General features: G+C 64.2%; 24 protein-coding genes. 14 read left to right on the forward strand and 10 right to left on the reverse strand.

Translation table 11 applies throughout. The features are described 5' to 3' along the window. Positions 1–30 precede the first annotated feature (30 nt). The 4 genes from J2X56_RS04745 to J2X56_RS04760 are packed head-to-tail and all read right to left on the reverse strand — an operon-like array spanning position 31 to position 4,736. On the reverse strand, positions 31–753 hold the full coding sequence (locus tag J2X56_RS04745) for an energy transducer TonB (RefSeq protein ID WP_310158525.1): 723 nt from the start codon (positions 751–753) through the stop codon (positions 31–33). A 7-nt stretch (positions 754–760) separates the two neighbouring features. Beyond that, positions 761–1,159 (reverse strand): biopolymer transporter ExbD, encoded by a 399-nt coding sequence (locus J2X56_RS04750; RefSeq protein ID WP_121041477.1) that lies wholly within the window; start codon positions 1,157–1,159, stop codon positions 761–763. Then, positions 1,156–1,881 carry a MotA/TolQ/ExbB proton channel family protein gene (locus tag J2X56_RS04755; RefSeq protein ID WP_039787888.1) on the reverse strand — a complete coding sequence of 242 codons (726 nt, stop codon included), beginning with the start codon at positions 1,879–1,881 and terminating at the stop codon, positions 1,156–1,158. Before J2X56_RS04755 ends, J2X56_RS04750 begins: the two co-directional genes overlap by 4 nt. Before the next feature lie 53 nt (positions 1,882–1,934). Continuing rightward, entirely contained in the window at positions 1,935–4,736 is a 2,802-nt protein-coding gene (locus tag J2X56_RS04760; protein ID WP_310158528.1) for a TonB-dependent receptor, read from the reverse strand. 419 nt (positions 4,737–5,155) lie between these two features. On the opposite strand from J2X56_RS04760, the gene J2X56_RS04765 reads away from it, so the two are divergent. The 4 genes from J2X56_RS04765 to J2X56_RS04780 are packed head-to-tail and all read left to right on the forward strand — an operon-like array spanning position 5,156 to position 9,400. Beyond that, positions 5,156–6,265, forward strand: a complete 1,110-nt coding sequence (locus J2X56_RS04765) for a LacI family DNA-binding transcriptional regulator (RefSeq protein WP_121041483.1) — start codon at positions 5,156–5,158, stop codon at positions 6,263–6,265. A 56-nt stretch (positions 6,266–6,321) separates the two neighbouring features. Beyond that, positions 6,322–7,617, forward strand: a complete 1,296-nt coding sequence (locus J2X56_RS04770; RefSeq protein ID WP_310158531.1) for an extracellular solute-binding protein — start codon at positions 6,322–6,324, stop codon at positions 7,615–7,617. A gap of 8 nt (positions 7,618–7,625) precedes the next feature. Beyond that, the gene (locus J2X56_RS04775; RefSeq protein ID WP_134135805.1) at positions 7,626–8,510 is read left to right on the forward strand and encodes a carbohydrate ABC transporter permease; all 885 of its coding nucleotides are present in this window, start codon (positions 7,626–7,628) and stop codon (positions 8,508–8,510) included. Beyond that, positions 8,504–9,400, forward strand: coding sequence for an ABC transporter permease subunit (locus J2X56_RS04780; RefSeq protein ID WP_310158533.1), 897 nt, complete (start codon positions 8,504–8,506; stop codon positions 9,398–9,400). Before J2X56_RS04775 ends, J2X56_RS04780 begins: the two co-directional genes overlap by 7 nt. 51 nt (positions 9,401–9,451) lie before the next feature. Here the strand turns inward: J2X56_RS04780 and J2X56_RS04785 are convergent, their stop codons facing one another. Next, positions 9,452–10,150: a type 1 glutamine amidotransferase domain-containing protein gene (locus J2X56_RS04785; protein WP_310158535.1), complete on the reverse strand. Its 699-nt coding sequence runs from the start codon at positions 10,148–10,150 to the stop codon at positions 9,452–9,454. A 134-nt stretch (positions 10,151–10,284) separates the two neighbouring features. Between J2X56_RS04785 and J2X56_RS04790 the strand changes: the two genes are divergently transcribed. Then, entirely contained in the window at positions 10,285–11,196 is a 912-nt protein-coding gene (locus tag J2X56_RS04790) for a LysR family transcriptional regulator (protein ID WP_199725067.1), read from the forward strand. An 86-nt stretch (positions 11,197–11,282) separates the two neighbouring features. On the opposite strand, the gene J2X56_RS04795 is transcribed toward J2X56_RS04790, so the two are convergent. Beyond that, positions 11,283–12,608: a dicarboxylate/amino acid:cation symporter gene (locus J2X56_RS04795; RefSeq protein ID WP_121041495.1), complete on the reverse strand. Its 1,326-nt coding sequence runs from the start codon at positions 12,606–12,608 to the stop codon at positions 11,283–11,285. A gap of 310 nt (positions 12,609–12,918) precedes the next feature. Here J2X56_RS04795 and J2X56_RS04800 point away from each other — a divergent pair, with 310 nt between their 5' ends. After that, positions 12,919–14,505 (forward strand): methyl-accepting chemotaxis protein, encoded by a 1,587-nt coding sequence (locus tag J2X56_RS04800; protein ID WP_121041497.1) that lies wholly within the window; start codon positions 12,919–12,921, stop codon positions 14,503–14,505. Between the two features lie 9 nt (positions 14,506–14,514). Here J2X56_RS04800 and J2X56_RS04805 read toward each other — a convergent pair whose 3' ends face one another. From J2X56_RS04805 to J2X56_RS04820, 4 genes are read right to left on the reverse strand one after another with little or no spacing between them, the layout of a single operon-like run. Further along, positions 14,515–14,946: a GNAT family N-acetyltransferase gene (locus J2X56_RS04805; RefSeq protein WP_121041499.1), complete on the reverse strand. Its 432-nt coding sequence runs from the start codon at positions 14,944–14,946 to the stop codon at positions 14,515–14,517. 39 nt (positions 14,947–14,985) lie between these two features. Continuing rightward, a complete protein-coding gene (locus J2X56_RS04810) occupies positions 14,986–15,420 on the reverse strand; it encodes a PaaI family thioesterase (RefSeq protein ID WP_121041501.1) in 435 nt (144 codons plus the stop codon). A gap of 7 nt (positions 15,421–15,427) precedes the next feature. Further along, a complete protein-coding gene (locus J2X56_RS04815) occupies positions 15,428–15,730 on the reverse strand; it encodes a Dabb family protein (protein ID WP_088753589.1) in 303 nt (100 codons plus the stop codon). Positions 15,731–15,790: 60 nt separating this feature from the next. Beyond that, complete coding sequence (locus J2X56_RS04820) at positions 15,791–16,660, reverse strand: LysR substrate-binding domain-containing protein (protein ID WP_121041503.1); 870 nt, start codon at positions 16,658–16,660, stop codon at positions 15,791–15,793. Between the two features lie 202 nt (positions 16,661–16,862). Here J2X56_RS04820 and J2X56_RS04825 point away from each other — a divergent pair, with 202 nt between their 5' ends. The 8 genes from J2X56_RS04825 to J2X56_RS04860 all read left to right on the forward strand — a co-directional run bounded on the left by J2X56_RS04825 (position 16,863) and on the right by J2X56_RS04860 (position 23,847). Further along, positions 16,863–17,678, forward strand: coding sequence for a phosphate/phosphite/phosphonate ABC transporter substrate-binding protein (locus J2X56_RS04825; protein WP_310158545.1), 816 nt, complete (start codon positions 16,863–16,865; stop codon positions 17,676–17,678). Beyond that, a complete protein-coding gene (phnC, locus tag J2X56_RS04830) occupies positions 17,675–18,478 on the forward strand; it encodes a phosphonate ABC transporter ATP-binding protein (RefSeq protein WP_121041508.1) in 804 nt (267 codons plus the stop codon). The genes J2X56_RS04825 and phnC overlap by 4 nt, the downstream gene beginning before the upstream one ends. Beyond that, positions 18,475–19,323 carry a phosphonate ABC transporter, permease protein PhnE gene (gene phnE, locus J2X56_RS04835; protein ID WP_121041510.1) on the forward strand — a complete coding sequence of 283 codons (849 nt, stop codon included), beginning with the start codon at positions 18,475–18,477 and terminating at the stop codon, positions 19,321–19,323. The genes phnC and phnE overlap by 4 nt, the downstream gene beginning before the upstream one ends. A 40-nt stretch (positions 19,324–19,363) precedes the next feature. Continuing rightward, complete coding sequence (psrA, locus tag J2X56_RS04840; protein WP_121041512.1) at positions 19,364–20,455, forward strand: iron-containing alcohol dehydrogenase PsrA; 1,092 nt, start codon at positions 19,364–19,366, stop codon at positions 20,453–20,455. 31 nt (positions 20,456–20,486) lie between these two features. Then, positions 20,487–21,314, forward strand: a complete 828-nt coding sequence (gene phnX / locus J2X56_RS04845) for a phosphonoacetaldehyde hydrolase (RefSeq protein ID WP_204726529.1) — start codon at positions 20,487–20,489, stop codon at positions 21,312–21,314. Positions 21,315–21,480: 166 nt separating this feature from the next. Continuing rightward, positions 21,481–21,615, forward strand: a complete 135-nt coding sequence (locus J2X56_RS04850; RefSeq protein WP_256497630.1) for a hypothetical protein — start codon at positions 21,481–21,483, stop codon at positions 21,613–21,615. Next, entirely contained in the window at positions 21,602–23,128 is a 1,527-nt protein-coding gene (locus tag J2X56_RS04855) for an FGGY family carbohydrate kinase (protein WP_121041516.1), read from the forward strand. Before J2X56_RS04850 ends, J2X56_RS04855 begins: the two co-directional genes overlap by 14 nt. A gap of 173 nt (positions 23,129–23,301) precedes the next feature. After that, positions 23,302–23,847, forward strand: a complete 546-nt coding sequence (locus J2X56_RS04860) for a glycerol-3-phosphate responsive antiterminator (protein ID WP_121041517.1) — start codon at positions 23,302–23,304, stop codon at positions 23,845–23,847. Positions 23,848–23,874: the final 27 nt, after the last annotated feature.

Genomic DNA, 23,874 nt, shown 5'->3' on the forward strand with positions numbered 1-23,874 from the left:
GCGAATCTCGCAATCTTCGTATTGTTACGCTCAGTTCAGACTGAAGCGCAGTTCGACCTCACCCAGCACCGGCTCATCGGTACGTGAGAACTTCCATTGCATCAACGCCTTGGTCGCGGCCTGGTCGAACAGCTTGGGCGGCTGCGCGCGCACGATCTGCACGGCGCTGACTGAGCCATCCTTCTCGATGGTCAGGTGGGCCACCACCACACCTTCGGTATTGCTGGCCAGGGCTTTGGGCGGGTAGTCCGGCTCAACTCGCTTCAGCGGCACCAGACCGCGCCGTACCTCGCCGGGCTGGGCCTTGGGCGCAGGCGCCGCCGGTGCCGGCGGCGTACTGGGCACAGCCGCAGCAGGGGCTGGCTGACTGGGAGACACCGGGGCTGGCACTTCCTGAGACGGCGCGCTCGGTGCGGGCACCACCGGAGCCGGCTTCGGCGTGGGCGCTGGCTTGGGCGGGACCGGTTTGGGCGGCGGCCTGGGCGTCGGAGGCACCGGCGTCGGCGGTGCGGGCGCAGGCAACGGCGGTGCCTCGGCAATGCTCACCAGCTTCATCACCTTGACCGGTTCGGGCGGAGGTTCGGGCACCTGTGTCTTGGGCCAGGCCAGCAGCACGATGGCGCACTCGACCGCCACCGCCACGCCGACCGCCAGCGGCCAGCGCAGGGCGCTGCCGGCGGGTACGGCGGGTGGCTGATCCTGCCAGGAAGATGACGGCGCGGCGGACCGCGGCAGGGTCATGGAATGACGCATATCCACCTCAATGCTTGGCCGCAATGCCGATGTCTTCGACCCCGGCAGCGCGGGCCACATCCATCACGTGCAGCAGGTTTTCCAGCGACACGTCCTTGTCGCCGGCTACCAGCACTTCCAGCTTGGCGGTCCGGGCGCGCTCTTTCAGTTGGCCAACCAGCGCATCATGCTCAACCGGCTTGCCTTCGAAGAACATGGCCCCCGTCTTGTCCACCACGATGGTGAGCGACTTGCTGGGCAGCGTGGCGGCACTGGCGGCTTGTGGCACGTTGATCTTGAGTCCGCTCACATCGATCATCTTGAGCATCGTCACCATGAAGAAAATGAGCAGGAACATCATGATGTCGATCATCGGGATGATCTCGATATGCGGCTCATCCGACTGCAGGTAGCGGGTGCGGCTCATGATGCGGCTCCGGCATAGACGACCTCGGCGGCGCGCTTGATGACGGGCTTGCCCTGCCCGGCTGCTGGCGACTCTCCGGCCTGACGCACCACGATGGATTCTTCCAGCAGACAGTGCTGCTTGATGAAGACCAGCTTGATCAGATCCAGCTCCAGCAGCGCCAGGCGCACTCGCTTGGAGAAGTAACTATTGGCCGCCACCCCGGCGATGGCCACCAGCAAGCCACAGCCCGTGGCCAGCAAGGAGTGGCCGATCCCGTTGGTGACCGCCCCGCTGCTGCTGCCGGCGGTGCCCAGCACGTTGAAGGATTCGGTGATGCCGATGATGGTACCGAGCAGGCCGATCAGCGGGCCCAGCGTAATGGCCGCACCCAGCAGCCACAGTGCGCGGTCCAGTTCGGGCATGGTCCGTACGATGGCCTCGTCGATGTAACGATCCATGGCCTCGCCCGAGGCCAGTGCACGCGACTCCACGGCCGCATGCAGGGTCGGGCCGAAGACCGTGTTGCGATAGCGCTGGGCGATCTCCTGCAAGGCGGCGTCGCTGCGGTGATCGGCGCGCAGCAGCGCCTGGTCGATCTGCTTGCCCGACGGCAGGCAGCGGGCAAAGAAGATGAAGCGCTCGACCGAGACGGCCAGCACGACCAGCAGCAACAGGGCCAGGACGGGAATGATGCCCATCGATTGGCGGCTCAGTTCCAGGAGTTGTTCAAGATTGGACATGGCGTTTCCTTACAGGGGGGAGGTACAAAGGGTGAGTCAAACAAAACAATGCATCACAGGTTCTTGGGGCTGTAGTTCACTCCGAGCCAGATCATCCGGCCCATGGAGAAGGTGTCCTTGAGCTGGTCCTTGTTGGGACCAGTGACGCTGGTCACCGGCGAATTGGTCAGGTTGGCCACCTCGGCAAAGGCGCGCCAGCCACCGCCCAGGTCGTAACGGGCCTGCAGGTCGATCTGCTTGCGGGCCTGCCAGTAGACATCCTGGCTGGGCAGGCTGGCGTCGACCAGGCGCAGGCTGCGGCCGGTCCAGTTGTAGGCGGCCGAAAGATCCAGCTTCTGGTAGTTGTAGAACACGGTAAGGTTGCGGATCTGGTCGGGCTGGTTGACCAGGTTCTGGATGGTGCGCGTACCGCCACTGCTGGTGGCGGCGTTGAGCCGGCCGTCCAGGAAACTCAGGTTGGCGCTGAAGCCCAGGCCTTGCAGGGCCGGGCTGATCCAGCCCAGCGAACTCTGCACGTAACTCAGTTCCACGCCGTTGATACGCGAGCTGGAGGCATTGACCGGCTGGGTGATCGAGGCCGCACGGGTCGCGCCGTTGTAGAACAGAGTGCCCTGGCTGGAAAGGGTGTAGATCTCGTTCTTGATCTTCTTGTTGAACACCGCCAGCGACACCAGGCTGGAATTGGGCAGGTACCACTCGACCGAGGCATCGAGGTTGGTCGATTCGCGCGGCTTGATGTCCGGATTGCCCTGGGTCACGGTGACCGAGCCATCGGTGTTCTGGCTGATCGTGGTGTTGGGCGCATAGGCATCGTAGTTGGGACGGCCGATGGTCTGGCTCGCCGCCAGCTTCAGCTTGACGGCATCGGTGGCGCTGAAGACCAGCGACGCCGCCGGCAGCAGATAGTTGTAGCTGGAATCCTTGGTCTGCGACACCCAGGTGGTGCTGCCATTGCTGACGTTGCGCACGTTACCGGTGGTGGAAAGATTCGTATTGTCCTGGCGCAGGCCGAACAATGCGCTCCAGCGATCGGTCCGGTAGGAACCCATCGCATACAGCGCGGCGGTCTGTTCACTGTGCGAGTAATTGCTCTGCAGGCTGTTGACGCTGTTGGCACTGCTGGCGGCGATCTGTCCCTGGTTGGCCGCGAACTGCTGCCAGGCCTGGGCACCGTTGACCAGGATGAAGGGCAAGCCGCCGCTGTAGGGCATGATGGTGCCGGATACCGAACCATTGCCGGCCAGCGTCAGCCCGCCCGAGGTCGGGAAGTACTGGTTGTTGACGTAGTCATAGCTGTGCTCCAGGCGGCGATAATCGACGCCCACGCCGGCACCCAGGCCGCGGGCATCCTGGTCCATGTTCCAGCGGTAATCCAGCTTCACGTCGCCGACCTGGTCATCGATGCTGACCATCTCCTTGCGCCAGTAATAAGCCTGCCAGTTGTTCAGGTTGGTGAAGTTGGAAGGATTGTTCAGTGCGACCGAAGGCTCGAAACCGGAGGTGTTGTAGCTCATGCCGAGCGCATTGGTGCCGCTCAGGACCGGTGCCGATCCCGCCCCCGGATAGGCGAAGTTGGCAAAGATGTACTTGGCCAGCTCGCGCGGCTCGCGGTGCTGGGCTTGCGAGTAGGAAGAACGCAGCGAGAGCACCTGGCTGTCGTCCAGCTTCCAGTCCAGTCCGCCCTGCAGGGCCGATGTGGTGCGCTTGATGGTGGAGGCAGCATAGCCGGCTTCGGCCTCGCCGCGCGCGAACTGCCCGCTGGTGGCGGTCTGGTTCAGGACCGGATTGTTGCCGGTGCTGCGGCTGTCGTCGATGAAGGTTTCATTGCGCAGGATGTGGGTGGAATCGCTGTTGTAGCCAAAGCCCAGGAAGCCGTAGACATCCGGGGTGAAGCGCCCTTCCAGCTTGGCATTGAAGCCGCTGGTCTCGCTGTTCTTGAGGTGCTGCCAATACTTGAACTGCTGCGGCACCGGGAAACCGTTGCCGGTGTTGGGCCCGCCGGATGCTGCCGGGTTGGCGATGCTGCCGTTGGCGTTGTAATAGTTGTAGAAGATGTTGTCGGTGGTCATGTGACCGATGGAGACCGTGTTTTCCTTCTCGAAATTGGCCGAGATCACGTAGCCGAAGCGATTGTCCGGACCAAAGGTGTTGCTGAAGGTAACATCCGACTTCTTGGCCAGACCCTCCGCTCCCGAAGCGACCTTGCCGCTGCCGCCGGCGTGGCCGAGGGCACCGGTGGCGCTGAACATGGGTTTGCCGCCGTTATCGAAGGCGCTGCGGCTGACGATGTTGACCGAGCCGCCGACCGCATTGGGATCCATGTCCGGAGTCCAGGTCTTGAAGACCTGCACTTCCTTGACCATCGAGGCCGGCAGCATGTTGGTACGGGCGCTGCGGGTGGTCTGGTCGACCGAGGCCAGTGGCGCGCCGTTGATGGTGACGTTGTTGTAGCTGCCATCGAGACCGCGAATGGCGATGAACTGGGCCTTGTCCCGACCGTTCACATTATCCGGGTTGAAACTGACCGATACGCCAGCCACGCGCTTGACCACATCGGTCACCGTGGAATCCGGCAGGCGCTCCACCTGCTCGCGGGTCACGCTGTCCATCACACGCTCTTCCACCTGCTTGCCGGCCACCGCCGCACTGGTCTGGCTGCGCTTGCGCGTGACCACCACGCTGTCGAGGCGCTTGACGCTCCCATCCTGGGCTGCCGGCGACCCATCGGCCTGGGTCGTGGCAGCAGGCGAAGCGGCGTCATCGGCTGCCCGCGCCAGCAGCGGCAGCACCGACAGCATCGCCAGGCTCATCAAAGACAAACGTCGGTACTGCGGACTTCCACTGCGGTAAGACATGGTATTCCCCTGAAAATCAAGTCGTGGCGAGAAGGCGTGCGCATCCGGATCAGCCATGGCGGCGGGATGCGAAGCGGGCTATCATTTATAGAACGTTCTAATTTCAGAAAGAAAAAAATGGCAGTCTTTACAATAAGTCCCTGCCACTATTCTTTTTTGGCAACTTTATTTCAGTTGCTTTACATTAGAACGTTCCAATAGACTCGTATTTTCTCGAAGATTTGTGACCTCGTGATTACATCCGATGCGCTTGTCGCAAAAACATTTTTGGCGGCTACCCAGCCCGGTTGTGCATGGCGTCATATATGATTGCGCAGCGCGGCACGCTCTTGCGCCGCCGCAACCCGACGCCGACCTGACATGACTTGCCTGCTCCGCTCCTCCCCGTCCTCGCTGCGCTTGCGCCAACCGCTCCGTTCATGAGTCGCCTCACCATCAAGGATGTCGCCAAGGCGGCTGGCGTCAGTTTCCAGACCGTCTCGCTGGTGCTGAACCACCCGGAGAAAGTCGCCCCGAGGACACGCGAGCTGGTGCAAGCGGCCATCGATTCGCTCAATTTCATCCCCAACGTGGCCGCCCGCTCGCTGCGCAACATTTCCACGCGCACGCTGGCCTGCGTGATGTTCAATGGTTCGTCCTACGACGAACGCTCCGAGCGCACCCAGGACACCCACTATCACAACGTGGTGCAGACCCTCACCCGCGCAGCCGATCGCGCCGGCTATACGCTCCTGCAACGCAATCTGATGCGCGAAGACGAAGCCTCGCTGGTCTATGTGCGCGACCTGTTCCTGGCCGGACGCATCGACGGCATGATTGCCATGGTCAATCGCGCCGGCAATCCGGTGGTGAATGAATTGCATCGGCTGGGCTACCCCTGCGTGGTCTATGGCATGGCCGACCCGGCTTGTCACCACGTCGTGCAATCGGACCGGCAGGCCGGGCTGGCCGTGGTCGAACACCTCTATCGCACCGGCTGCCGCCGCATCGCCCTGGTGACCGGGCCGCACAAGGATCATGAACAGGGAAAATCGCGCGAGGACGGCGTACCGACTTCCAGCGAAGCGCGCTATTTCGGTTATCTCGACGGACTGGAAAAGTGCGGCCTGACGCCGCGCCCGGAATGGATAGTGACCGGAGACTGGTCGCTGGAAAGCGGCTATCGCGCGGCCGCCCAGCTCTGTCACCAGTCCGAGCGTCCGGACGCCATCTTCCTCGGCAATGACCGCATGGCGCTGGGCGCGCTCAAGGCGCTCTACGACCTTGGCGTGAAGGTGCCGCAAGAGATCAGCGTGGTGGGCTTCGACAACATGCGCTATGCCGACTTCAGCATCCCGTCCCTCACCAGCGTGGACGCGCCCATGCTGGAGATGTGCGAGTTTGCCGTGAAGCTGCTGCTGGAACGCATCGAGCTGCGCCAGGAGCAACGCAACCAGTCCGGTGATGCTGCCGCCGCCCAGGCGGCCCTGGTGCAGAAGATGTTCTCGACGCACCTGGTGATCCGCGACAGTACCCGCCCGGTCATGTGAAGCATCCTGCCCGTCCTGGCCGCGCACGCTGCCGCCTCACTCTCTTCCGGCACTGCATGGCATTGCTGCTGGTCTTGGCGGTGCCGCGCGCGCAGTCGGCCAACTTCGAATTCTGGAGCAGCCACAGCGGCCCCATGGCCCAGGCCGTTCGGCAACTATGCGCGGGCTTCAATACCGCACAAAAGCAGCATCAGGTACGTTGTGTCACGCCCGGCTCCTACGAGCAGACCATGCAGAAGACCATCGCCGCCTATCGCGCCGCGCAACAACCTGCGCTGGTGGAAATCTACGATGTCGGCACGCTGGACATGATGCTGAGCGGAGCCATCGTGCCGGTCCACCAGTTGATGGCCGCGCATGGCTACCACGTGGACTGGCAGGATTACCTGCCCGCGATCCGCAGCTATTACACCGATGCCAAGGGGCAGTTTGATTCCCTGCCCTTCAATGTCTCCACCGCTGTTCTGTACCTGAACACTGCCAGGCTGCAGCAAGCCGGCATCAACACCCTGCCCGCCACCTGGAGTGAACTGGAGCAGGCTGCACGGCAGTTGCGCGCGGTTGGCCAGACCTGCCCTCTGGTGAGCGACTTCAATCCCTGGATCCTGCTGGAGCAGGTCAGCACCATCGAGGGCGCACCGCTGGCCGACCAAGACAACGGCCACCGGAGCCTGGCCACCCATTATCTGTTCGACCAGGGACTGCATCTGCGCTTCATGCAGCAGGTACAGCGCTGGCATCAGCAGCATCTGCTGGTGGAAGCCGCCGCCACCCGCACCGGGCGCCATACCCTGGCCTTCACTACCGGGGAATGCGCCATGCTGCTCGACTCCACCAGCGCCTGGCATGCCGTGGCGCGCAGCGGCCTGCCCGGACTGGCAGTGCTGCCGCTGCCGGTGCATGCCGGGAGTGCGCGCCACAACAGCGTACCCGGCGGCGCCTCGCTGTGGGTGATGAAGGGATTTGACGACCAGGTCTATGCGGCCGTGGCGGCCTTCATCGCTTATCTGCAGCAACCGCAGAACCAGCGTCTGCTGGTGCGGCAGACCGGTTACCTGCCCGTTACCCGCCAGGTGGCAGCCCAGATCATGGACGATGCGGGGCACTATCCGGCCTCGGTGGTGGCGGGCATTCATTCGCTGGATGCGAACGCTGGCCAGCCAGGAGTCGGACCGCGCCTGGGCTTCTTCCCGCAGCTGCGACTGGCCTGGACCGAGCAGGTGCAGACCGCACTGGCCGGCCAGCAGGACATGGCGAGTGCTTTGGCCAAGGCGCGCCGCCGGGGGGATGCCTTGCTGCAGCGTTTCCGCCTCACCTATGCCCCCGCCTATTCCCCTGCACCGCAGCGCTAGCACACATCATGGATACCCGCCCCGCCTTCCCTGCCCGCTGGTTCCCCTTGCTGCTGGCCGCGCCGCAGATGCTGATCGTGTTTCTGTTCTTCCTGTGGCCGGCCGTCAAGGCGATCGCCTGGTCCTTCTATCTGGTACGTCCCTTCGGCAACGGTTCGCGCTTCGTCGGACTGGACAACTACCTGCGCATTCTCACTGATGACGGCTTCTATGCCTCCCTGCGCGCCACGCTGGTCTTCACGGCCGGCAGCACCCTGCTGGCCGTGACCATCGCCCTGGCACTGGCGGCCTGCCTGGAACTGGATGTGCGCGCCAAGCGCCTGCTGCGCAGCATCTTCATCTGGCCCTATGCCGTGGCCGGGGTAGTAGTCGGTATCGTGCTGAAGGTCTTGATCAATCCGGTTACCGGTTTGCTGGCTTTTCTCAACCACCTCTGGCCGGGCCTGTGGGCACCCCATCTGGCTGGCCAGCAAGCCATGCTGGTACTGATCGCGGCCTTCGCCTGGACCCAGGTGCCGCTGAACTTCATCCTGTTTTCTGCCGCCTTGCAGCGGATTCCCGCCGATCTGACGGGAGCCGCCGCCATCGATGGGGCTGGCCCGTGGCGGCGCTTCATGGATATCCAGTTGCCGATGATCGCACCGGCACTGCTGCTGGCCGGTGTCCTCAACGTGATCGAGGCCTTTACCCACGGCTTCGGGCTGGTGGACGCACTGACCCAGGGCGGACCCGGCCGCAGCACGGCGATCCTGGCCTATCAGATCTATTCGGATGGCTTCATCGGGCTGGACCTCTCGGGCTCATCGGCCTTGTCGGTGATCCTGATGCTGTTCATCGTGGCGCTCACGGTGTTGCAGCTGCGCTTCTTCCGCCAAGGAGCAGGACGATGGTAGAGCGCCATCCGCGCATGACCGCGCTGGCCTACTGCATCCTGGGGCTGGGCGTAGTGCTGGCCTTGGGGCCGCTGTACCTGATCCTGTGCTCGGCCAGCGTCTCCAGCCAGCAGTGGATCAGCCAAGGCATGCCGCTCATGCCAGGCACCGCGCTGCCGGACAATCTGCGCGAAGTGGCGCAGCGTATCGACCTCTGGCGCTATCTCTTCAACAGTCTGCTGGTGGCCGCTCTGGTGGTGACCGGCAAGCTGCTGCTGTCCTCGGTCACGGCTTTTGCGGTGACCTACTTCCAGCCACGCTGCCGGGGCCTGATCCTGGCCTTGCTGTTCAGTGCCCTGCTGCTGCCGCTGGAAGTGCGCATCGTCCCGACCTATGCAGCGGCCTCTGACTTGTTCGAACCGCTGCGCAGCCTGTTGCAGGCGCTGGGCCTGGGTGGACAGCATGCGGTGCCGTCGATCAGCCTGATCAATACCTATGCAGGCCTGTCCTTGCCGTTGGTGGCGTCCGCCACGGGAACCTTCCTGTTTCTGCAGTTCTACCGCACCATCCCGCCCGAGCTGGTGGAAGCGGCGCGCATCGACGGGACCGGGCCGTGGCGCTTCTACGTAGATATCCTCCTGCCGCTGTCGAAGACCAATTTTGCGGCGCTGGGATCCATCGTCTTCATCAATACCTGGAAAGACTACATGTGGCCCCTGGTCATCACCAGCCATGACCAGATGCGCACCATCACCCTCGCGCTGGCCAGCTTCCTGCCGGTGGAAAGCGGGCAGATGCCGCAGTGGAACCTGCTGATGGCGGCGGCCCTGGTGGCCATCGTGATCCCCGCCGTGTTCGTGGTGGCGGCGCAGCGCTGGTTCGTCAAGGGCATCGTCGGCACGGAAAAATAAAGGCCCGCCCCGCATGGGACGAGCCTTTCAACCAGCAGACGACAGGAAAAATCAGGCACCCAGTTCCAGCGCTTCCAACAACATTTCAGCCACGCGCTCGGAAGACTGCGGATTCTGGCCGGTGATCAGCTGGCCGTCACGGATGGCAAACACCTGCCAGTTGTCGGTCCCCTCAAAGACGGCACCCAGTTCACGCAGACGGCTCTCCAGCAGGAAGGGCACGACCTCGGCCAGTCCCACTTCGCGCTCTTCGGCATCTGTGAAGGAATTGACACGCTTGCCAGCTACCATCGGCTTGCCATCGGCCTTCACGGCCGACACCAGGCCAGCGGCACCGTGGCAGACTGAAGCAATGAACTTGCCGGCGGCATAGGCGCTCTCGACGGTCTTCTTGACGTTGGCATCGGTAGGCAGGTCCCACATGGTGCCATGGCCGCCGGGGAAGAACACCGCATCAAATGCGCCGACTTCGATTTCGCCCAGCGCACGCGTGGCCGCGATGCGCTGCTGCAGTTCCGCATCGGCCAGCATGCGTTCGACGATGGCATCGTTCTGACCTTGCGGCTTGACGCTGCCCGGATCGATCGGGGCCTTGCCACCGGCGGTGGAGGCGATGACGACCGAGGCACCGGCATCCACCAGGGCGTAGTACGGGGCCGCCAGCTCTTCGGCCCACAGGCCGGTGGGCTTGTCGGTTTCACCCATGCGGCTGCTGGAGGTGACGATCATCAGGATGTTGGGCTTCTTCATGGTGTTCCTTTCTTCACGAGGGAGGGACGGCATCTGCAGCAAAGCGGCATTGCCAGACTGCCGATCACTGTATTCCCATCAAAAACAAAGATAAACTCCATCCCTCTCAATTCATTCATTACACCATTGAACAAATGCGCAACTTCGATCCCGTCCAGTTAGGCAGCATCGAACTGTTCTGCAAAGCCGCCGAACTGGGCAGCTTCACGGCCGCCGCCGAGGCGCTGGGCCTGACGCCGGCCTCGGTGAGCCGTTCCATCAGCCGGCTGGAAGCTCGTCTGGGCGTACGGCTGTTCGCCCGGACCACGCGCCAGATCCGGCTGACCCGCGAGGGCGAGCTGTATCACGAGCAGTGCCGCCAGGCGCTGGAACAGATCGCCGAGGCCGAACGCATCCTCACCGGCCAGCAGAAAGTGCCCAGCGGCCCGCTGCGCATCAGCGTCGGCACGCCTTATGCGCACTATCGGCTGCTGCCGTTGCTGCCGCGTTTCCAGGCGGCGTTTCCGCAGATCGAGGTGGAATTGAGCATTGCGAACCGCGTCATCGATTTCGTCGAAGAGGGCTATGACCTGGCCATCCGCCTGGGCGTGCCGCAGGATTCAAGGCTGATCGCGCACACGCTGGAGGATGCCACGCTGGGCGTCTTTGCGTCCCCCTCCTATCTGGCCCGGCGCGGCACGCCCGACAGCGTGGAAGCGCTGAAACAACACGACTGCATCCAGTTCATCCTGCCCAGTACCGGACGCGCGATGCCGTGGATCTTCAAGGACGGACAAGGGCGCGACATGGATTTTCATTTCCGGAGCCGGCAGCGCATCCATGACGACGTACTGGGCTGCGTCAACTGGGCCATTGCCGGCGGGGGCCTGTTCCAGATCTATCACTTCATCGCGCAAGCCGCCGTGCAACGGGGCGAGCTGGTGGAAGTGCTGCAGTCGGCCGGGCATCGCACCCGGCGTTTCTCCATCCTGTATCCGCACAATCGCCATCTGTCGGCGCGGGTGCGGGCGTTTGTGGATTTCGTGATGCAGGCGGTGCGGCCATAAAACATCGGCCCCATCGCCACGCCAACTAAGACGCGAAGATGGGGCCGACGAGGCAATGGGTGCGGGAATGCTTCCCGCCTCCCTGCTTAGTGATGCATCTTGGCTTCGGTACGATCCAGGACGGCTTCAGGGGCTTGCGCGTCTTCCACGGTCTCGTTGTTCAAGACCTTGGTCAGGCGTTCGCTGTCCAGTTCACCGCTCCACTTGGCGACCACCAGGGTGGCCACGCCGTTGCCGATGGTGTTGGTCAGTGCGCGAGCTTCCGACATGAAGCGGTCGATACCCAGGATCAGCGCCAGACCGGCCACCGGCACGTGGCCCACGGCCGACAGCGTCGCCGCCAGCACGATGAAGCCCGAACCCGTGATGCCGGCTGCCCCCTTGGAGGTCAGCAGCAGCACGCCCAGAAGCGTCAGTTCCTGCACGAAGGTCATGGGGGTGTTGGTCGCCTGGGCGATGAACACGGCGGCCATGGTCAGGTAGATCGCGGTACCGTCCAGGTTGAAGGAGTAACCCGTCGGGATCACCAGGCCGACCACGGTCTTCTTGGCACCGGCGTTTTCCATCTTGGCCAGCATGCGCGGCAGCACCGATTCCGAGGACGAGGTGCCCAGCACGATCAGCAGTTCTTCCTTGATGTACTTGACGAACTTCCAGATCGAGAAGCCGTGCAGGCGGGTGATGATGCCCAGCACCACGAAGATGAACAGCAGGCAGGTCAGGTAGAAGGTACCCATCAGCTTGGCCAGCGAGAACAGCGAACCGACGCCGTACTTGCCGATGGTGAAGGACATCGCGCCGAAGGCACCGATCGGGGCCACCTTCATGATCGCGCCCACCACCGAGAACAGCACGTGCGAGATCTTTTCGATGAAATCGAACACCAGCGTGCCGCGGCCGCCGAACTTGTGCAGCGCGAAGCCGAACAGCACTGCCACCAGCAACACCTGCAGCACGTCACCCTTGGCAAAGGCGTCCACCATGCTGGTGGGGATGATGCCCAGCACGAAGTCGGTCACCGAACCCATCTTGCCCGGGGCGGTGTAGGCGGCGATGCTCTTGGTATCCAGCGAAGCCGGATCGACGTTCATGCCCACGCCCGGTTGCAGGAAGTTCACCAGCAACAGGCCGATGATCAGTGCCACGGTGCTGACGATTTCGAAATACAGCAGGGCCAGGCCGCCGGTTTTGCCGACCTTCTTCATGTCTTCCATGCCGGCGATGCCGATGACGACGGTACAGAAGATGACCGGCGCGATGATCATCTTGATCAGCTTGACGAAGCCATCGCCCAGCGGCTTCATGGCTTCACCGGTAGACGGATAGAAGTGACCCAGCGCGATACCGATCACGATGGCACACAGGACCTGGAAATACAGGGATTTGTAAAGGGGCGGTTTTTGCGCCGACATAGTGCTTTCTCCTTGAAACATGGATGACCGGCGGGTCCGTGGAGACCTGCCGCCTGCCGTTGTCGGATCGTCGTCCGTTCTGGCGGGTACTTATTGTTTGTCCGGGAGAACTCCCCCTCCCCGGTTCGGCCGCAAGTATCTCGCAGTCATTTCCGGGCGGGTATTGTGGGAAACCACATAGCGTCACTAAAGAGGCACGCAAACTGCTTTATTCTTCATTCTGCATAGCAACAAAATTCGCTATATTCTGTGCCGGACTGAACGGTTCATTCTTTCTCCGGATGCAGTCGGCACTTACAAGGAAAACATCGTGCAACGAAAACTGACGGTCACCGCCCGCCTGGCGATCCTGGTGGCGGTACTGTGCGGCAGCGTAGTCCTGCTGGCCTGGCGCGACATACAGGGCATGGCGTCCAGCAACGACAAGCTGCGCTACGTCTATGAAGACCGCACCATGGCGCTGATCCACATCGCCCGGGTGCGCGACGCGCTCTACCTGAACCGCGACGTCATGGGCCGTGCCCTGATGATCGCCAACCTGCCCGCTCCGGCCATTGACGACAGCAACGGCACCAGCAGCGATCGCATCAAACCCCTGCTGGAACGCATCCCGGCGCTGGATGCGACCTTTGAGCAAGGCTGGCAAGCTTACCGGGCGACGCGGCTGGAACCTCAGGAACAGACCGAGGCGGAACGCTTCGAGCAGAGCTGGCGGCGCTACGTCGCCGAGCGCGCCGTGGTGCTGGACCTGTTGCGCAGCAACGAGCCGCTGCAGGCCAACCGCCGCTGGACCCCGCTGACCAGCGAGCTGGCCGGCCTGGCGACGCAGCTGGCCACCCTGGGCCAGTTGCAGGAAAGTTTTACGCGCACCTCTTATGAGGCGGCGTTGCAGGACTATCGGCAACTGCGCACCCACAACCTGCAGATCGCCGGACTGGCGCTGGCCATCGGCGTGTCCATTGCGCTGTGGATCATGATCAGCCTGCGCCGCCAGCTCGGTGGAGAGCCGGATTACGCCGCCCACATCGTGCATCAGATCGCCGAAGGCAATCTGGGCGTGGCGGTCACCCTGCGCCGCCGGGACCGCAGCAGCCTGCTGTACGCGATGCAAGGCATGCGCGAACGGCTCACCGACATCCTGCGCGGCGTCACGCTTCTGACGCAGGCCCTGGGCGACTCTGCCCGCCAGCTCAATGCCACTGCCCAGGACCTGGCGAGCGCTTCCAACGAGCAGGCGGCCGCCGTGGAAGAAGTACACAGCGCCATCAGCAACATCAGCCTGGCCATCCAGCAGACCGGAGAACATGCCCGCCGCACCGACCAGATCGCCCTGAACGCTGCTGCCGACGCCGACCAGAGCGGTGCGGCCGTCCAGAGCACGGTGGCGGCCATGCGCGGCATCGCGCGCCAGGTCGGGGTGATCGACGACATCGCCTACCAGACCAATCTGCTGGCCTTGAACGCCGCCATCGAGGCGGCGCGCGCGGGAGAACACGGACGCGGATTCTCCGTGGTGGCGGCTGAAATCCGCAAGCTGGCCGAGCGCAGCCAGGGCAGCGCGCAGGAGATCAGCGTGATTGCCCAGCAAAGCGTGGAATTGGCCGAGGCCACCAGCCAGCGCCTGGCCGCCGGTACACTCAACGGCATCCGTGAAGCCTCACAGCAGATCAACAAGATCACACTGTCTGCGCGCATGCAGGAGGAAGGTGTGCAAGAAATCGGTTCGGCGGTGATGCAGCTCAATGACACCACCCAGCGCAACGCGGCCGCCTCCGAGGAACTGGCCACCACTGCGGAACTGGTGGCCGAACGGGCGCGCGAACTGACCGCCCAGCTGTGCTACTTCAGACTGGACGAGAGCCGTCCGGCGATGCCGTCGTCGGCCTCGCAAGCTTGAGCAGGACGATCAAGCGGCCGCCCCTTGCAGTCGCGCGCGCATGGTGATGTGGGGGATGCCGGCTTCCATGAATTGCTCACCCTCGCGGGCGAAACCATGGCGCTGATAGAAGCCCTCGGCATGCACCTGGGCATTGAGGATGACTTCGGCGTCGCCACGTGCACGAGCCGCAGCAATCAAGGCCTGCAATACGGCGCCGCCCACGCCTTGGCCGCGCCCGGCCTTGCGCACGGCCATGCGGCCGATGTGCCCGTCCGGCAGCAAGCGGCCGGTCGCCAGCGGCTGGCCCGCATCGTCATAGGCCACGGCGTGTACGCAATGCGGGTCCATCTCATCTAGCTCGATCTCGGCGGGTACCTTCTGTTCATCGACAAAGACCTCGAAGCGAATCGGCTGGGCCTGCGCACGCAGCTGCTCCCAGCTGCCGGTGGTGATTTTCATGGTGGACTTCCTGCAAAAAAAAAGAACAGCGTGCTCCGCTCACTCCTGATCCAGCTTGCGCGAGATATCCAGGCGGCGAATCAGCTTGAAGGTGCCCATGGCCTTGGCCACCAGGCGATCGCCGTTGAACAGGTCGGCCTGGCAGAAGCACATGGTGGTGGAGCGGTGATAAGTGTGGCCGCGCGCGATGATGGTGTCCCCGGCGTGCCCGGCCGGCTGCAAGAAACTGGTGCTCATCTCGACGGTCGCGGAGGATTTGGCATCGGGAGCGCCGGCGCGGGCCGACAGGCCCATGGCAACGTCCAGCAAGGTCATGCTGATGCCACCCTGGGCCACATGCCAGCTGTTCATGAACTCGGGCTTGAGCTTCAGTGCCATGACGGCGCGGTCATTGCCGTATTCCAGCACCTCCACGCCCAGTGCTTCCAGATACGGATTCCCCTGCGGGAAGATGTCAGTAACGGACAGACTCATGCCGGCCTCAAATTTCGTAATCCATACATTGGCGCGCTTCGCGCACGGCACCGATGAAGGGCTTGATGGCCACGTGGTCCGGATGCTCCTGATAGGCGTCCAGCGCTTCGCGCGAGGCAAATTCGGAATAGAGCACTACATCGTAGGTCGCTTCCAGGCCCGGCTGGGCCAGCACGGCTTCGAACTTCAGGATGCCGGGCACCACGTTGGCACAGCTGTCCAGCAGTGCCTTCATCTTGAGCAGGTTGGTGGCCTTGTCGGCCCCTTCTGCATGGTCCTTCAGTTTCCACATGACGATATGCTTGATCACGGTAGGGCTTCCTGGTCAGAAATGAACAGTCCGTAATGATAAGCCAAAGTGCCAGCTGCCTCAGTTGCCAGCGTTGCGCTGGGCGATCTTCATGAAGGAGCCGACCAGCCGCCCTTCCCTGCGTTCGGCCAGGCAATAGACATAGGTGTGGGTGCTGACAGGATCGCCCGCAATGCGCACCATGCGGAAACGTTCATCCGCAATGAATTCTGCCTCGGAAACCGCCCCCAGGCCCAGCCCCCGCGCGACTGCTTCGCGCAAGGCTTCACGGCTGCCGATTTCCATCACGATCCGTGGGCTTGCACCGGCCTGCTGCATGGCTTTTTCCAGCGCCAGGCGGGTGGTGGATCCCTGCTCGCGCATGAGCATGGGCTGCTGGTCCAGCTCGGCCAGTGAGACCGCTTCGCGCTGGTAAAAAGGATGACTGCGGTGGGCGAACAGCACCACCGCATGGTCGGCGTAGGGCAGCGCATGAAAGCGCGCGTCGTCGGTGAAACTGGCCAGCACCGCCACGTCGGTCACGTAGTTTTCCAGGTCAGCCAGGGATTGCGCGGAGTTGCCCAGTTTGATCGACAGCTCCACCTGCGGATAACGGGCGCGATAGGCATCGACCATCTCGATCACGTGAAAAGGGCCGACCGCGCCGATGCGCAGATGGCCCACGTGCAGCGCGCCCGAATTGACCAGCAGGTTCAGGGCATCGAGCTCCAGCTCGGCGATGTTCTGGGCGATCGGCAGCAGGCGCTGGGCGGTTTCAGAAAGATCGACACGTCGCCCGCGCCGGAAGAACAGTTCCACGTTGTGCTCACGCTCCAGCGATTGCACCTGGGTGGTCAGCGTGGGCTGGCTCACGCCCAGCGCCCGGGCAGCGGCCGAAAAACCGCGATGGCGTGCGACGGCCAGGAAAGCGCGCAATTGTGAAGGGGTCATCTATAGATCCTATCAATAGATTTATTCGATTTTCACGATTATATCGATAACAGGGGCGTCACAATGTCTCTTTAAGCTTCTGTCCTGTCGGCGCCGCATCAACCGCAACGGCTCCTGACGAGCGCCAAGGCCGAACCATCGGTCCTTTGGCACCCCGCTCATCGCGTCCCGTCCCCGGGACGCCCTCAACAAGGATGCAATCATGCAGCGACGCAGCTTCTTCACCCTGTGCCTGGGCGCCCTCGCCTCTGTCTTGCTGGCAGGGCCTGCAGCCGCAGTACCGCCACTGACTGTCGGCCTGATCCCGGCCGAAGATTCGCAGGCCATGCTGGAAAACAGCAAGGCCGTCATCGACAGCCTGCAGCAGCAACTGGGCATGCCGGTCAAGCCCTTCATCGCCACCGACTACAACGGCATCATCGAGGCACTGCGCTCGCGCAAGCTGGATGTGGCTTATCTCGGCCCCTTCTCCTACGTACTGGCCAGTTCGGTGGCCAACGTGGAAGCCTTCGCCGTGGCCGAGACCAAGAAGAGCGGCCGCAGCTTCTACAAGAGCCTCATCATCACCCGCAAGGAGAGCGGGCTGCAGAGTCTGGAACAGTTGAAGGGCCGCACCATGGCGTTTGTTGATCCCTCGTCGGCTTCCGGGCACCTGTTCCCCAGCGCCGGCCTGCAGAAACTCAACATCGATCCCAACAAGTATTTTTCGCGGGTGATCTTCTCGGGCTCGCACGACGCCAGCATCCTGGCCGCGGCCGTGGCCAAGGGTGTGGTGCAGCAGTCGGAACTGAACGTGGTGTGGACCTCGCCGGACATTCCCGAGTCGCCCATGGTCTGGCGCAAGGATCTGGACCCGGCCCTGAAGCAGAAGATCGCCGCCGCCTTCGCCAACATCAAGGACGTGAAATGGGGTGACCAGGGCGTCCTCAACGGTTTCGTGCCCACTACCGACGGTGCTTACGACGTGGTGCGCGAGACCGCCAAGATCCTGAACCTGGACCTGAAGGCCATGAAATGATCCACATCCGCGGCCTCGCCAAGCAATACGGCAGCCATGCCGTCTTGCGCGGGATCGACCTGGACGTGCCGGCCGGCCAGTTCCTGGTGGTGCTGGGCCCGTCCGGGGCGGGCAAATCGACCCTGCTGCGCTGCCTGAACGGGCTGGTCCAGCCCAGCTCGGGAGAGCTCCGGGTGGCCGGCTTCGACGCCACCGACACCCGCGCCGCTCAGGTACGCCAGTTGCGGCGCCAGGTGGCGATGATTTTCCAGCATCACAACGTGGTACCGCGCCTGTCGGTGCTGAAGAACACCCTGACCGGCCGCCTCGGTCAGGCTCCCACCCTGGCGTCGATCCTGCAGTTGTTCTCGCCCCAGGACATTGCCCTTGCCCTGGACTGCCTGCGCCGGGTGGAATTGGAACACAAGGCCCATCAACGCACCGACGCGCTCTCCGGCGGCCAGCGCCAGCGGGTCGGCATTGCCCGCGCCCTGGCCCAGCAGCCGCAGGTGATCCTGGCCGACGAACCCATTGCCAGCCTGGATCCCAAGACCGCGCGGCTGGTGCTGCATTACCTGCGCACCGCCTCGCGGGAGCTGGGCATTACCGTGCTCTGCAACCTGCACCAGGTGGACTACGCGCGCGAGTTCGGCGACCGCATCATCGGCCTGGCCGGAGGACGTCTGGTCTTCGATGGCACCGGTGAAACGCTCAACGAACACCATCTCGACGCCATCTACGCCGGCAAGCCCGAAATGAACGAGGCTGAATTGCCCCTGATGGCATCGGCCGTGCAGGCAGCAACAGGAGCACTGACATGAATTTTTCTTCTCCGGCCGCCCCCCCTTCAGGACCGCGCGGCTACCTGTGGACCGGTCCGCGTCCGGCGACGCTGCGCGGCTGGCTGGGATTCATGGCGATTGTGCTGCTGGCGGCTTGGATCCTGGCCTGGAGCGCTGCCGGCACGCAACTGTCGTGGAGCGAATTGGCCAATGGCCTGCCGCAGATCGGCGACTTCCTGGCGCGCTCCTTCCCGCCCAACTGGGGCTTGCTGCCGTCACTGCTGGCCCCGGCCGTCGAAACCTTGCAGATCGCCCTCTGGGGAACCTTGCTGGGTGTGCTGGGCGCAGTACCGGTGGCCTTGCTGGCCGCGCGCAATCTCAATGCCAACCGCACCCTGCATGCGCTGGTACGCCAGGGCCTCAACGTCACGCGCAGCATCAATGAACTGATCCTGGCGCTGGTGTTCGTCTCGGCAGTGGGTCTGGGGCCCTTTCCCGGGGTGCTGGCGCTGGCTGTACACGGCGTCGGCATGATCGGCAAGTTCTTTGCCGAGAGCATCGAGGAAATCGACCAGGGCCCGTTGGAAGCCCTGCGTGCCACCGGAGCCCGGCCCCTGCAGGTGATCGTCTTCGGGGTGCTGCCCCAGGTGGCTACGGCCTGGATCGCCACCGTGCTCTACCGTTTCGAAGTCAACCTGCGCCAGGCCACTGTGCTGGGCATGGTCGGCGCCGGCGGACTGGGCTTTGAACTGGTCAACAGCCTCAAGCTGTTCAAGTACCAGGACACGGCCACCTGCATCGTCGTGGTGACCTTGATGGTGGTGGCGGCAGATGCCCTGTCGAGCCGGCTGCGGCGCATGATCCAGGACGGCCATGCCCATTGACTTCGCCCCTCCCCATCTTGATGCAAGAAGAGAAAAAACCATGTGGCATTTTCATAATCCTGTCGATCTCCATGCCGGTGTCGGCAGCCTCGCACAATTGCCGCAGCTGCTGGCCGGCCGGCCCGCATTGCTGATCACCTTTCCCGAGGCCGCTGCCCTGGGGCTGCAACAGAAGGTCGCCGACCTGCTGGGCCCGCAACTGGTTGGCATCGACAACGGCGTCCTGCCCAATCCTGACGTGAACTGGCTGACCGGCATGTACCAGCGCCTGTGGCAGCGCCACGCCGATGTCCCCTGCCTGATCGCCCTCGGGGGCGGCAGCGTCATCGATTGTGCCAAGGCCATGCTGGCACCCACGCCGTCGGGCCACTTCGACGAACTGCTCGCGCATCTGCGCGAAGACACCCCCTTTGAACCCGATCCGGCGCATCTGAAGTCGCTCATTGCCATCCCCACCACGGCCGGCACCGGCAGCGAAGTCACGCCCTGGGCCACGCTGTGGGATGCGCAGCGCGGGCGCAAGTATTCACTGCATCGCCCCTGGACCTGGCCGCAGGCAGCCATCATCGATGCCAGCCTGATGCTGAGCCTGCCCGCCCCGGCAACGCTGGCCAGCGGCCTGGATGCCCTCTCCCATGCGCTGGAGGCGATCTGGAACGTGCATCGCAACCCGGTCTCTTCGACCCTGGCCAGCAGCGCCGCCCGCGCCATCGTGGCCACGCTGCCGGCACTCATCCGCGAGCCTGAGGACCTGGCCCTGCGCGAACAGATGGCATTGGCTGCGCTCCAGGCCGGCCTGGCCTTTTCCAATACCCGGACTGCGCTGGCGCATTCCTTGTCCTATGACATCACGCTGCAGCGCGGTGTCCCGCACGGCATCGCCTGTTCCTTCTCGCTGCCACACATCCTGCGCCTGGCGATGGGGCGCGACAGCGCGGTCGACGCCCTGTTGCTGCAGATCTTCGATGCCACCAGTACCGAGCAGGCCGTCGCGCGCCTGGCCGGCTTGCTCGAATCGCTGGGCGTGTCCACCGACCCGGCCCACTATGGCCTGCAAGACCGCTGGGAAGCGGCCCTGCAGGCAGCGCTGTGCGGGCCGCGCGGACGCAACTTCATCGCCGCAATCCATTGACTTCTGCTGACTCACTTTCAAGGAAAAACCCATGCACCCATCACTCGCCCGTCCGCGCAACCTGCAAGGCGTCATCTTCGACTGGGCCGGTACACTGGTCGACTTCGGTTCGCTGGCGCCCACGCAAATCTTCGTCGATGCCTTCAAGAGCTTCGGCATCAACCTCACCCTGCAACAGGCACGCGGCCCCATGGGCCTGTCCAAGTGGCAGCATATCCGCGTGCTGCTGGACGATACGGCCATCGCGGCGCAGTGGCAGCAGCAGAACGGCCGGGCGCCCACCGATGCGGATGTCGATGCCATCTATGCCCGCTTCATGCCGATGCAGATCGCCAAGGTCGGCCAGTATTCGCAGCCCATCGCGGGCGCGGCGCAGGTGCTGGCCTGGCTGCGCGGCCAAGGTCTCAAAATCGGTTCCTGCTCCGGCTATCCGCGCCAGGTGTTGGATGTGCTGCTGCCGATGGCGGCCGAGGAAGGCCTGCGCCCCGACCACGTGGTGGCCGGCGACGAACTGGAGGCCGGTGGCCGTCCGGGCCCCTACATGGCACTGGCCAACGTACTGGCGCTGCAGATCGATGACGTGGCCTGTTGCATCAAGGTCGACGATACGGTGCCGGGAATTGAGGAAGGTATTCGCGCCGGCATGTGGAGCGTTGGCCTCTCCCTTTCGGGCAATGAAGTGGGGCTCACGCGAGCCGAACTGGACGCCTCGCCGACCGAGGAAATCGAGCGCCTCAAGACACACGCCGAAACACGCCTGCTCGCCGCCGGCGCGCACTACGTGATCGATTCGGTGGCCGACCTGCCGCAGATCGTGGCTCATGTCCGGGCGCGGCTGGCAAGGGGTGAACGCCCCTGAAAACAGGCGGCACCGGCTGCTGCGCCATCCTTTGCGGTCGTTGACAAGCCCGTCGCCGGGCTCATAGAATTGCCCGGCAGATAATTCACACAAGAGACCATCTGCAAGATGGTCTCTTCACGCGCGCAGTGCGCAGGCCTCTTGCAGTCAACATCAGGAGAGCCCTGTGCACACCGCAGTCCCCTTGCGCGACATCGACGATGTCGCCGCCTTGATTGACTCCCGCCCCTACCGCTGCGGCCACGCCACCGCCAGCAGTGCGCCCGTTCCTGTCGACAGAAGCCGCCATGAACAGCCGTGACGGGATCCTCGCCATCGACGCCGGCAGCTCCAGCACACGCGCGGCGATCGTGACGGCCGATGGCCTGGTCTCCTGCCTGCACCGACGCCCCTTGCGCACGCACTACGCACGCAGCGGCGTGGTGGAACAGGATGCGGCGCTGATCTGGCAGCAGACCCTGGCCGCGTGCCGCGCCAGCCTGCAGCAGGCGCGGCAGAAGGGACTGCGGGTGCGCGCCATCGGTCTGTGCAACCAGCGCGCCAGCGCCGTGGTGTGGGATACCGTGAGCGGAGAACCGCTGGCACCGGCACTGTCCTGGCAGGACAGCCGGCACGCGGCCGAACTGGCGGCACTGGCACCGCACTGGGATCAGCGGCTGCGACCGCGTCTGGGGCGACCGGTCGGCAGCCGCTCGCCCTACCTCTGGGCGGCCCATCTGCTGCGCCATCAGCCGCGCGTGGCGCGTGCCTGGGCGCAAGGACGGCTGGGCTTTGGCGGCATTGACACCTGGCTGCTGTGGCAACTGAGCGGCCGCCGCCTGCTGGCTACCAGCGCGACCAATGCCACGGCCTGCAACGCCTATGTACTGGACGCGCATGCCTATGCGCTGGACTGGCTGGAGGCGCTTGGCTTCCCCGCCGGGCTGCTGCCCACGCTGTGCCAGGATGCCGACGACTACGGCCGCAGCGACGCTGCCGTTCTCGGCGCCGCCCTGCCGATTCGCGCCTGCGCCGGAGATCAGCTGGCCGCTGCCATCGGGCAGGGTTGCCTGGAACCCGGCCAGGCGCTGTGTCAGCACGGCACCGGCAGCTTCATCGACGTGCTGGTCGGCCCGCGCGTTGCACTCGCCCCCGCCGACAGCACCGCCGAGGCCAGCGTAGTAGTCACCGCCAGGCGTCAGAACGGCGTCTCCCACTTCGCCCTCGAAAGCTACACCGCCTCCACCGGAGCCGCACTCACCTGGGCCTGCCAGCGCCTGCGCTGGTTTCCGGATGCCGGCCAGCTGCTGGCCCTGGCGGCCAGCGTGAGTTCGGCCGGCGGCGTCAGCTTCCTGCCGGCGCTGGCCGGGATGCAGTCACCGCAACGCCAACCCGCAGCGCGAGCAGCCCTGCAGGGGCTGTCGCTGGCCACGGGCCGCGCCGAAGTGGCACATGCGCTGGTGGAGGGAATCGCGCAATCGGTGACCGCGTGCGTCAGTGCCAGCGCCGACACGGCCGGACTACCGGTCTCGCGGATCATGAGCGGCGGTACGCTGGCCAGCAGCGACCTGCTGCTGCAGTTGCAAGCCGACCTGTCGGGCGTAACCACCTGCCGCACCCACCAGAGTGCGCACGCCAGCCTGCGCGGCATCGCTTTCCTGGCCGGCAGCCATGGCCTGCTGTGGGATGACTTGCCCCAGGCCTGCGCCCGGACCCGGTTGCAGGCGGTCTTCAAGCCACGCATCGACTTCGCCGAGCGTGCCTGCCGCCGTGCCCGGTGGCAGGCACGGCTATGTGCCGAGCTGGACCATGTGCGCCAGGAAAACACACGCTAGCCGCGTGTTTTCCATTCGCCTTTCTTTCTTGCTTCTCTTTTTTCACTCTGGAACCTTGCATGCGCTCTCCCTCTCCCCCTCGTTCCCCGGCACGCGCCGCCGCCGCGCCGGCCTCCCCGCCCGCCTCCCCTGACGACCGCTCCCTGCAAGCCAGGCTCAGGCGGCATCCGGTCATGGCAGCGGTCTATGGAACCCAGCACCTGCCAGCCTTTCTCGCCAGCGCCGCTGAAGTCGGCATCGTTGCCAACGTGGAGTTGCGTGAGTTGCTGGCGCTCAGCACCCGCATCCGGGATGCGGGCAAGTTCCTGATGCTCAATGTGGATACCTGTGAAGGACTGGCGCAGGACAAGGCCGCCATCGATTATCTGGTCGCCCTGGGCGTACCGTCGCTGGTGTCAACGCGGGTGGCCACGCTGCTGCGGGCCAGCCGGGCCGGCATGATCACCATGCAGAAGGTATTCGTGACCGATCGCACCACCTGGCCGCGCAGCCTGAAGGCGCTCGAACAGAGCGAACCCAACCTGGTGCAACTGATGCCGGCACCGATGCTCACGCAACTCAAGCCGGCGGACCGCGCCGTGCTTCCGCCCATCGTCGCGTCGGGCTTCGTCTGCAATGCAGACGATGCGCGTGCGGCACTGGAGGGTGGCGCGGTGGCCTTGTCCACCAGCGAGCAGGCCATGTGGAACCTGCCCGCCGGGACTTTCGGCAAACCATGAAGGCCATCCGCAAAGGGCAACGTGAAC

This window comes from Herbaspirillum sp. 1173 (genome assembly GCF_031455335.1).
GTDB lineage: Bacteria > Pseudomonadota > Gammaproteobacteria > Burkholderiales > Burkholderiaceae_D > Herbaspirillum > Herbaspirillum huttiense.

What these genes read in the sequence shown, in the direction of transcription:
- J2X56_RS04745 (WP_310158525.1), bottom strand. Translation starts at nt 753, where the DNA reads ATGCGTCATTCCATGACCCTGCCGCGGTCCGCCGCGCCGTCATCTTCC.
- J2X56_RS04750 (WP_121041477.1), bottom strand. Translation starts at nt 1,159, where the DNA reads ATGAGCCGCACCCGCTACCTGCAGTCGGATGAGCCGCATATCGAGATC.
- J2X56_RS04755 (WP_039787888.1), bottom strand. Translation starts at nt 1,881, where the DNA reads ATGTCCAATCTTGAACAACTCCTGGAACTGAGCCGCCAATCGATGGGC.
- J2X56_RS04760 (WP_310158528.1), bottom strand. Translation starts at nt 4,736, where the DNA reads ATGTCTTACCGCAGTGGAAGTCCGCAGTACCGACGTTTGTCTTTGATG.
- J2X56_RS04765 (WP_121041483.1), top strand. Translation starts at nt 5,156, where the DNA reads ATGAGTCGCCTCACCATCAAGGATGTCGCCAAGGCGGCTGGCGTCAGT.
- J2X56_RS04770 (WP_310158531.1), top strand. Translation starts at nt 6,322, where the DNA reads ATGGCATTGCTGCTGGTCTTGGCGGTGCCGCGCGCGCAGTCGGCCAAC.
- J2X56_RS04775 (WP_134135805.1), top strand. Translation starts at nt 7,626, where the DNA reads ATGGATACCCGCCCCGCCTTCCCTGCCCGCTGGTTCCCCTTGCTGCTG.
- J2X56_RS04780 (WP_310158533.1), top strand. Translation starts at nt 8,504, where the DNA reads ATGGTAGAGCGCCATCCGCGCATGACCGCGCTGGCCTACTGCATCCTG.
- J2X56_RS04785 (WP_310158535.1), bottom strand. Translation starts at nt 10,150, where the DNA reads ATGAAGAAGCCCAACATCCTGATGATCGTCACCTCCAGCAGCCGCATG.
- J2X56_RS04790 (WP_199725067.1), top strand. Translation starts at nt 10,285, where the DNA reads ATGCGCAACTTCGATCCCGTCCAGTTAGGCAGCATCGAACTGTTCTGC.
- J2X56_RS04795 (WP_121041495.1), bottom strand. Translation starts at nt 12,608, where the DNA reads ATGTCGGCGCAAAAACCGCCCCTTTACAAATCCCTGTATTTCCAGGTC.
- J2X56_RS04805 (WP_121041499.1), bottom strand. Translation starts at nt 14,946, where the DNA reads ATGAAAATCACCACCGGCAGCTGGGAGCAGCTGCGTGCGCAGGCCCAG.
- J2X56_RS04810 (WP_121041501.1), bottom strand. Translation starts at nt 15,420, where the DNA reads ATGAGTCTGTCCGTTACTGACATCTTCCCGCAGGGGAATCCGTATCTG.
- J2X56_RS04820 (WP_121041503.1), bottom strand. Translation starts at nt 16,660, where the DNA reads ATGACCCCTTCACAATTGCGCGCTTTCCTGGCCGTCGCACGCCATCGC.
- J2X56_RS04825 (WP_310158545.1), top strand. Translation starts at nt 16,863, where the DNA reads ATGCAGCGACGCAGCTTCTTCACCCTGTGCCTGGGCGCCCTCGCCTCT.
- phnC (WP_121041508.1), top strand. Translation starts at nt 17,675, where the DNA reads ATGATCCACATCCGCGGCCTCGCCAAGCAATACGGCAGCCATGCCGTC.
- phnE (WP_121041510.1), top strand. Translation starts at nt 18,475, where the DNA reads ATGAATTTTTCTTCTCCGGCCGCCCCCCCTTCAGGACCGCGCGGCTAC.
- psrA (WP_121041512.1), top strand. Translation starts at nt 19,364, where the DNA reads ATGTGGCATTTTCATAATCCTGTCGATCTCCATGCCGGTGTCGGCAGC.
- phnX (WP_204726529.1), top strand. Translation starts at nt 20,487, where the DNA reads ATGCACCCATCACTCGCCCGTCCGCGCAACCTGCAAGGCGTCATCTTC.
- J2X56_RS04855 (WP_121041516.1), top strand. Translation starts at nt 21,602, where the DNA reads ATGAACAGCCGTGACGGGATCCTCGCCATCGACGCCGGCAGCTCCAGC.
- J2X56_RS04860 (WP_121041517.1), top strand. Translation starts at nt 23,302, where the DNA reads ATGGCAGCGGTCTATGGAACCCAGCACCTGCCAGCCTTTCTCGCCAGC.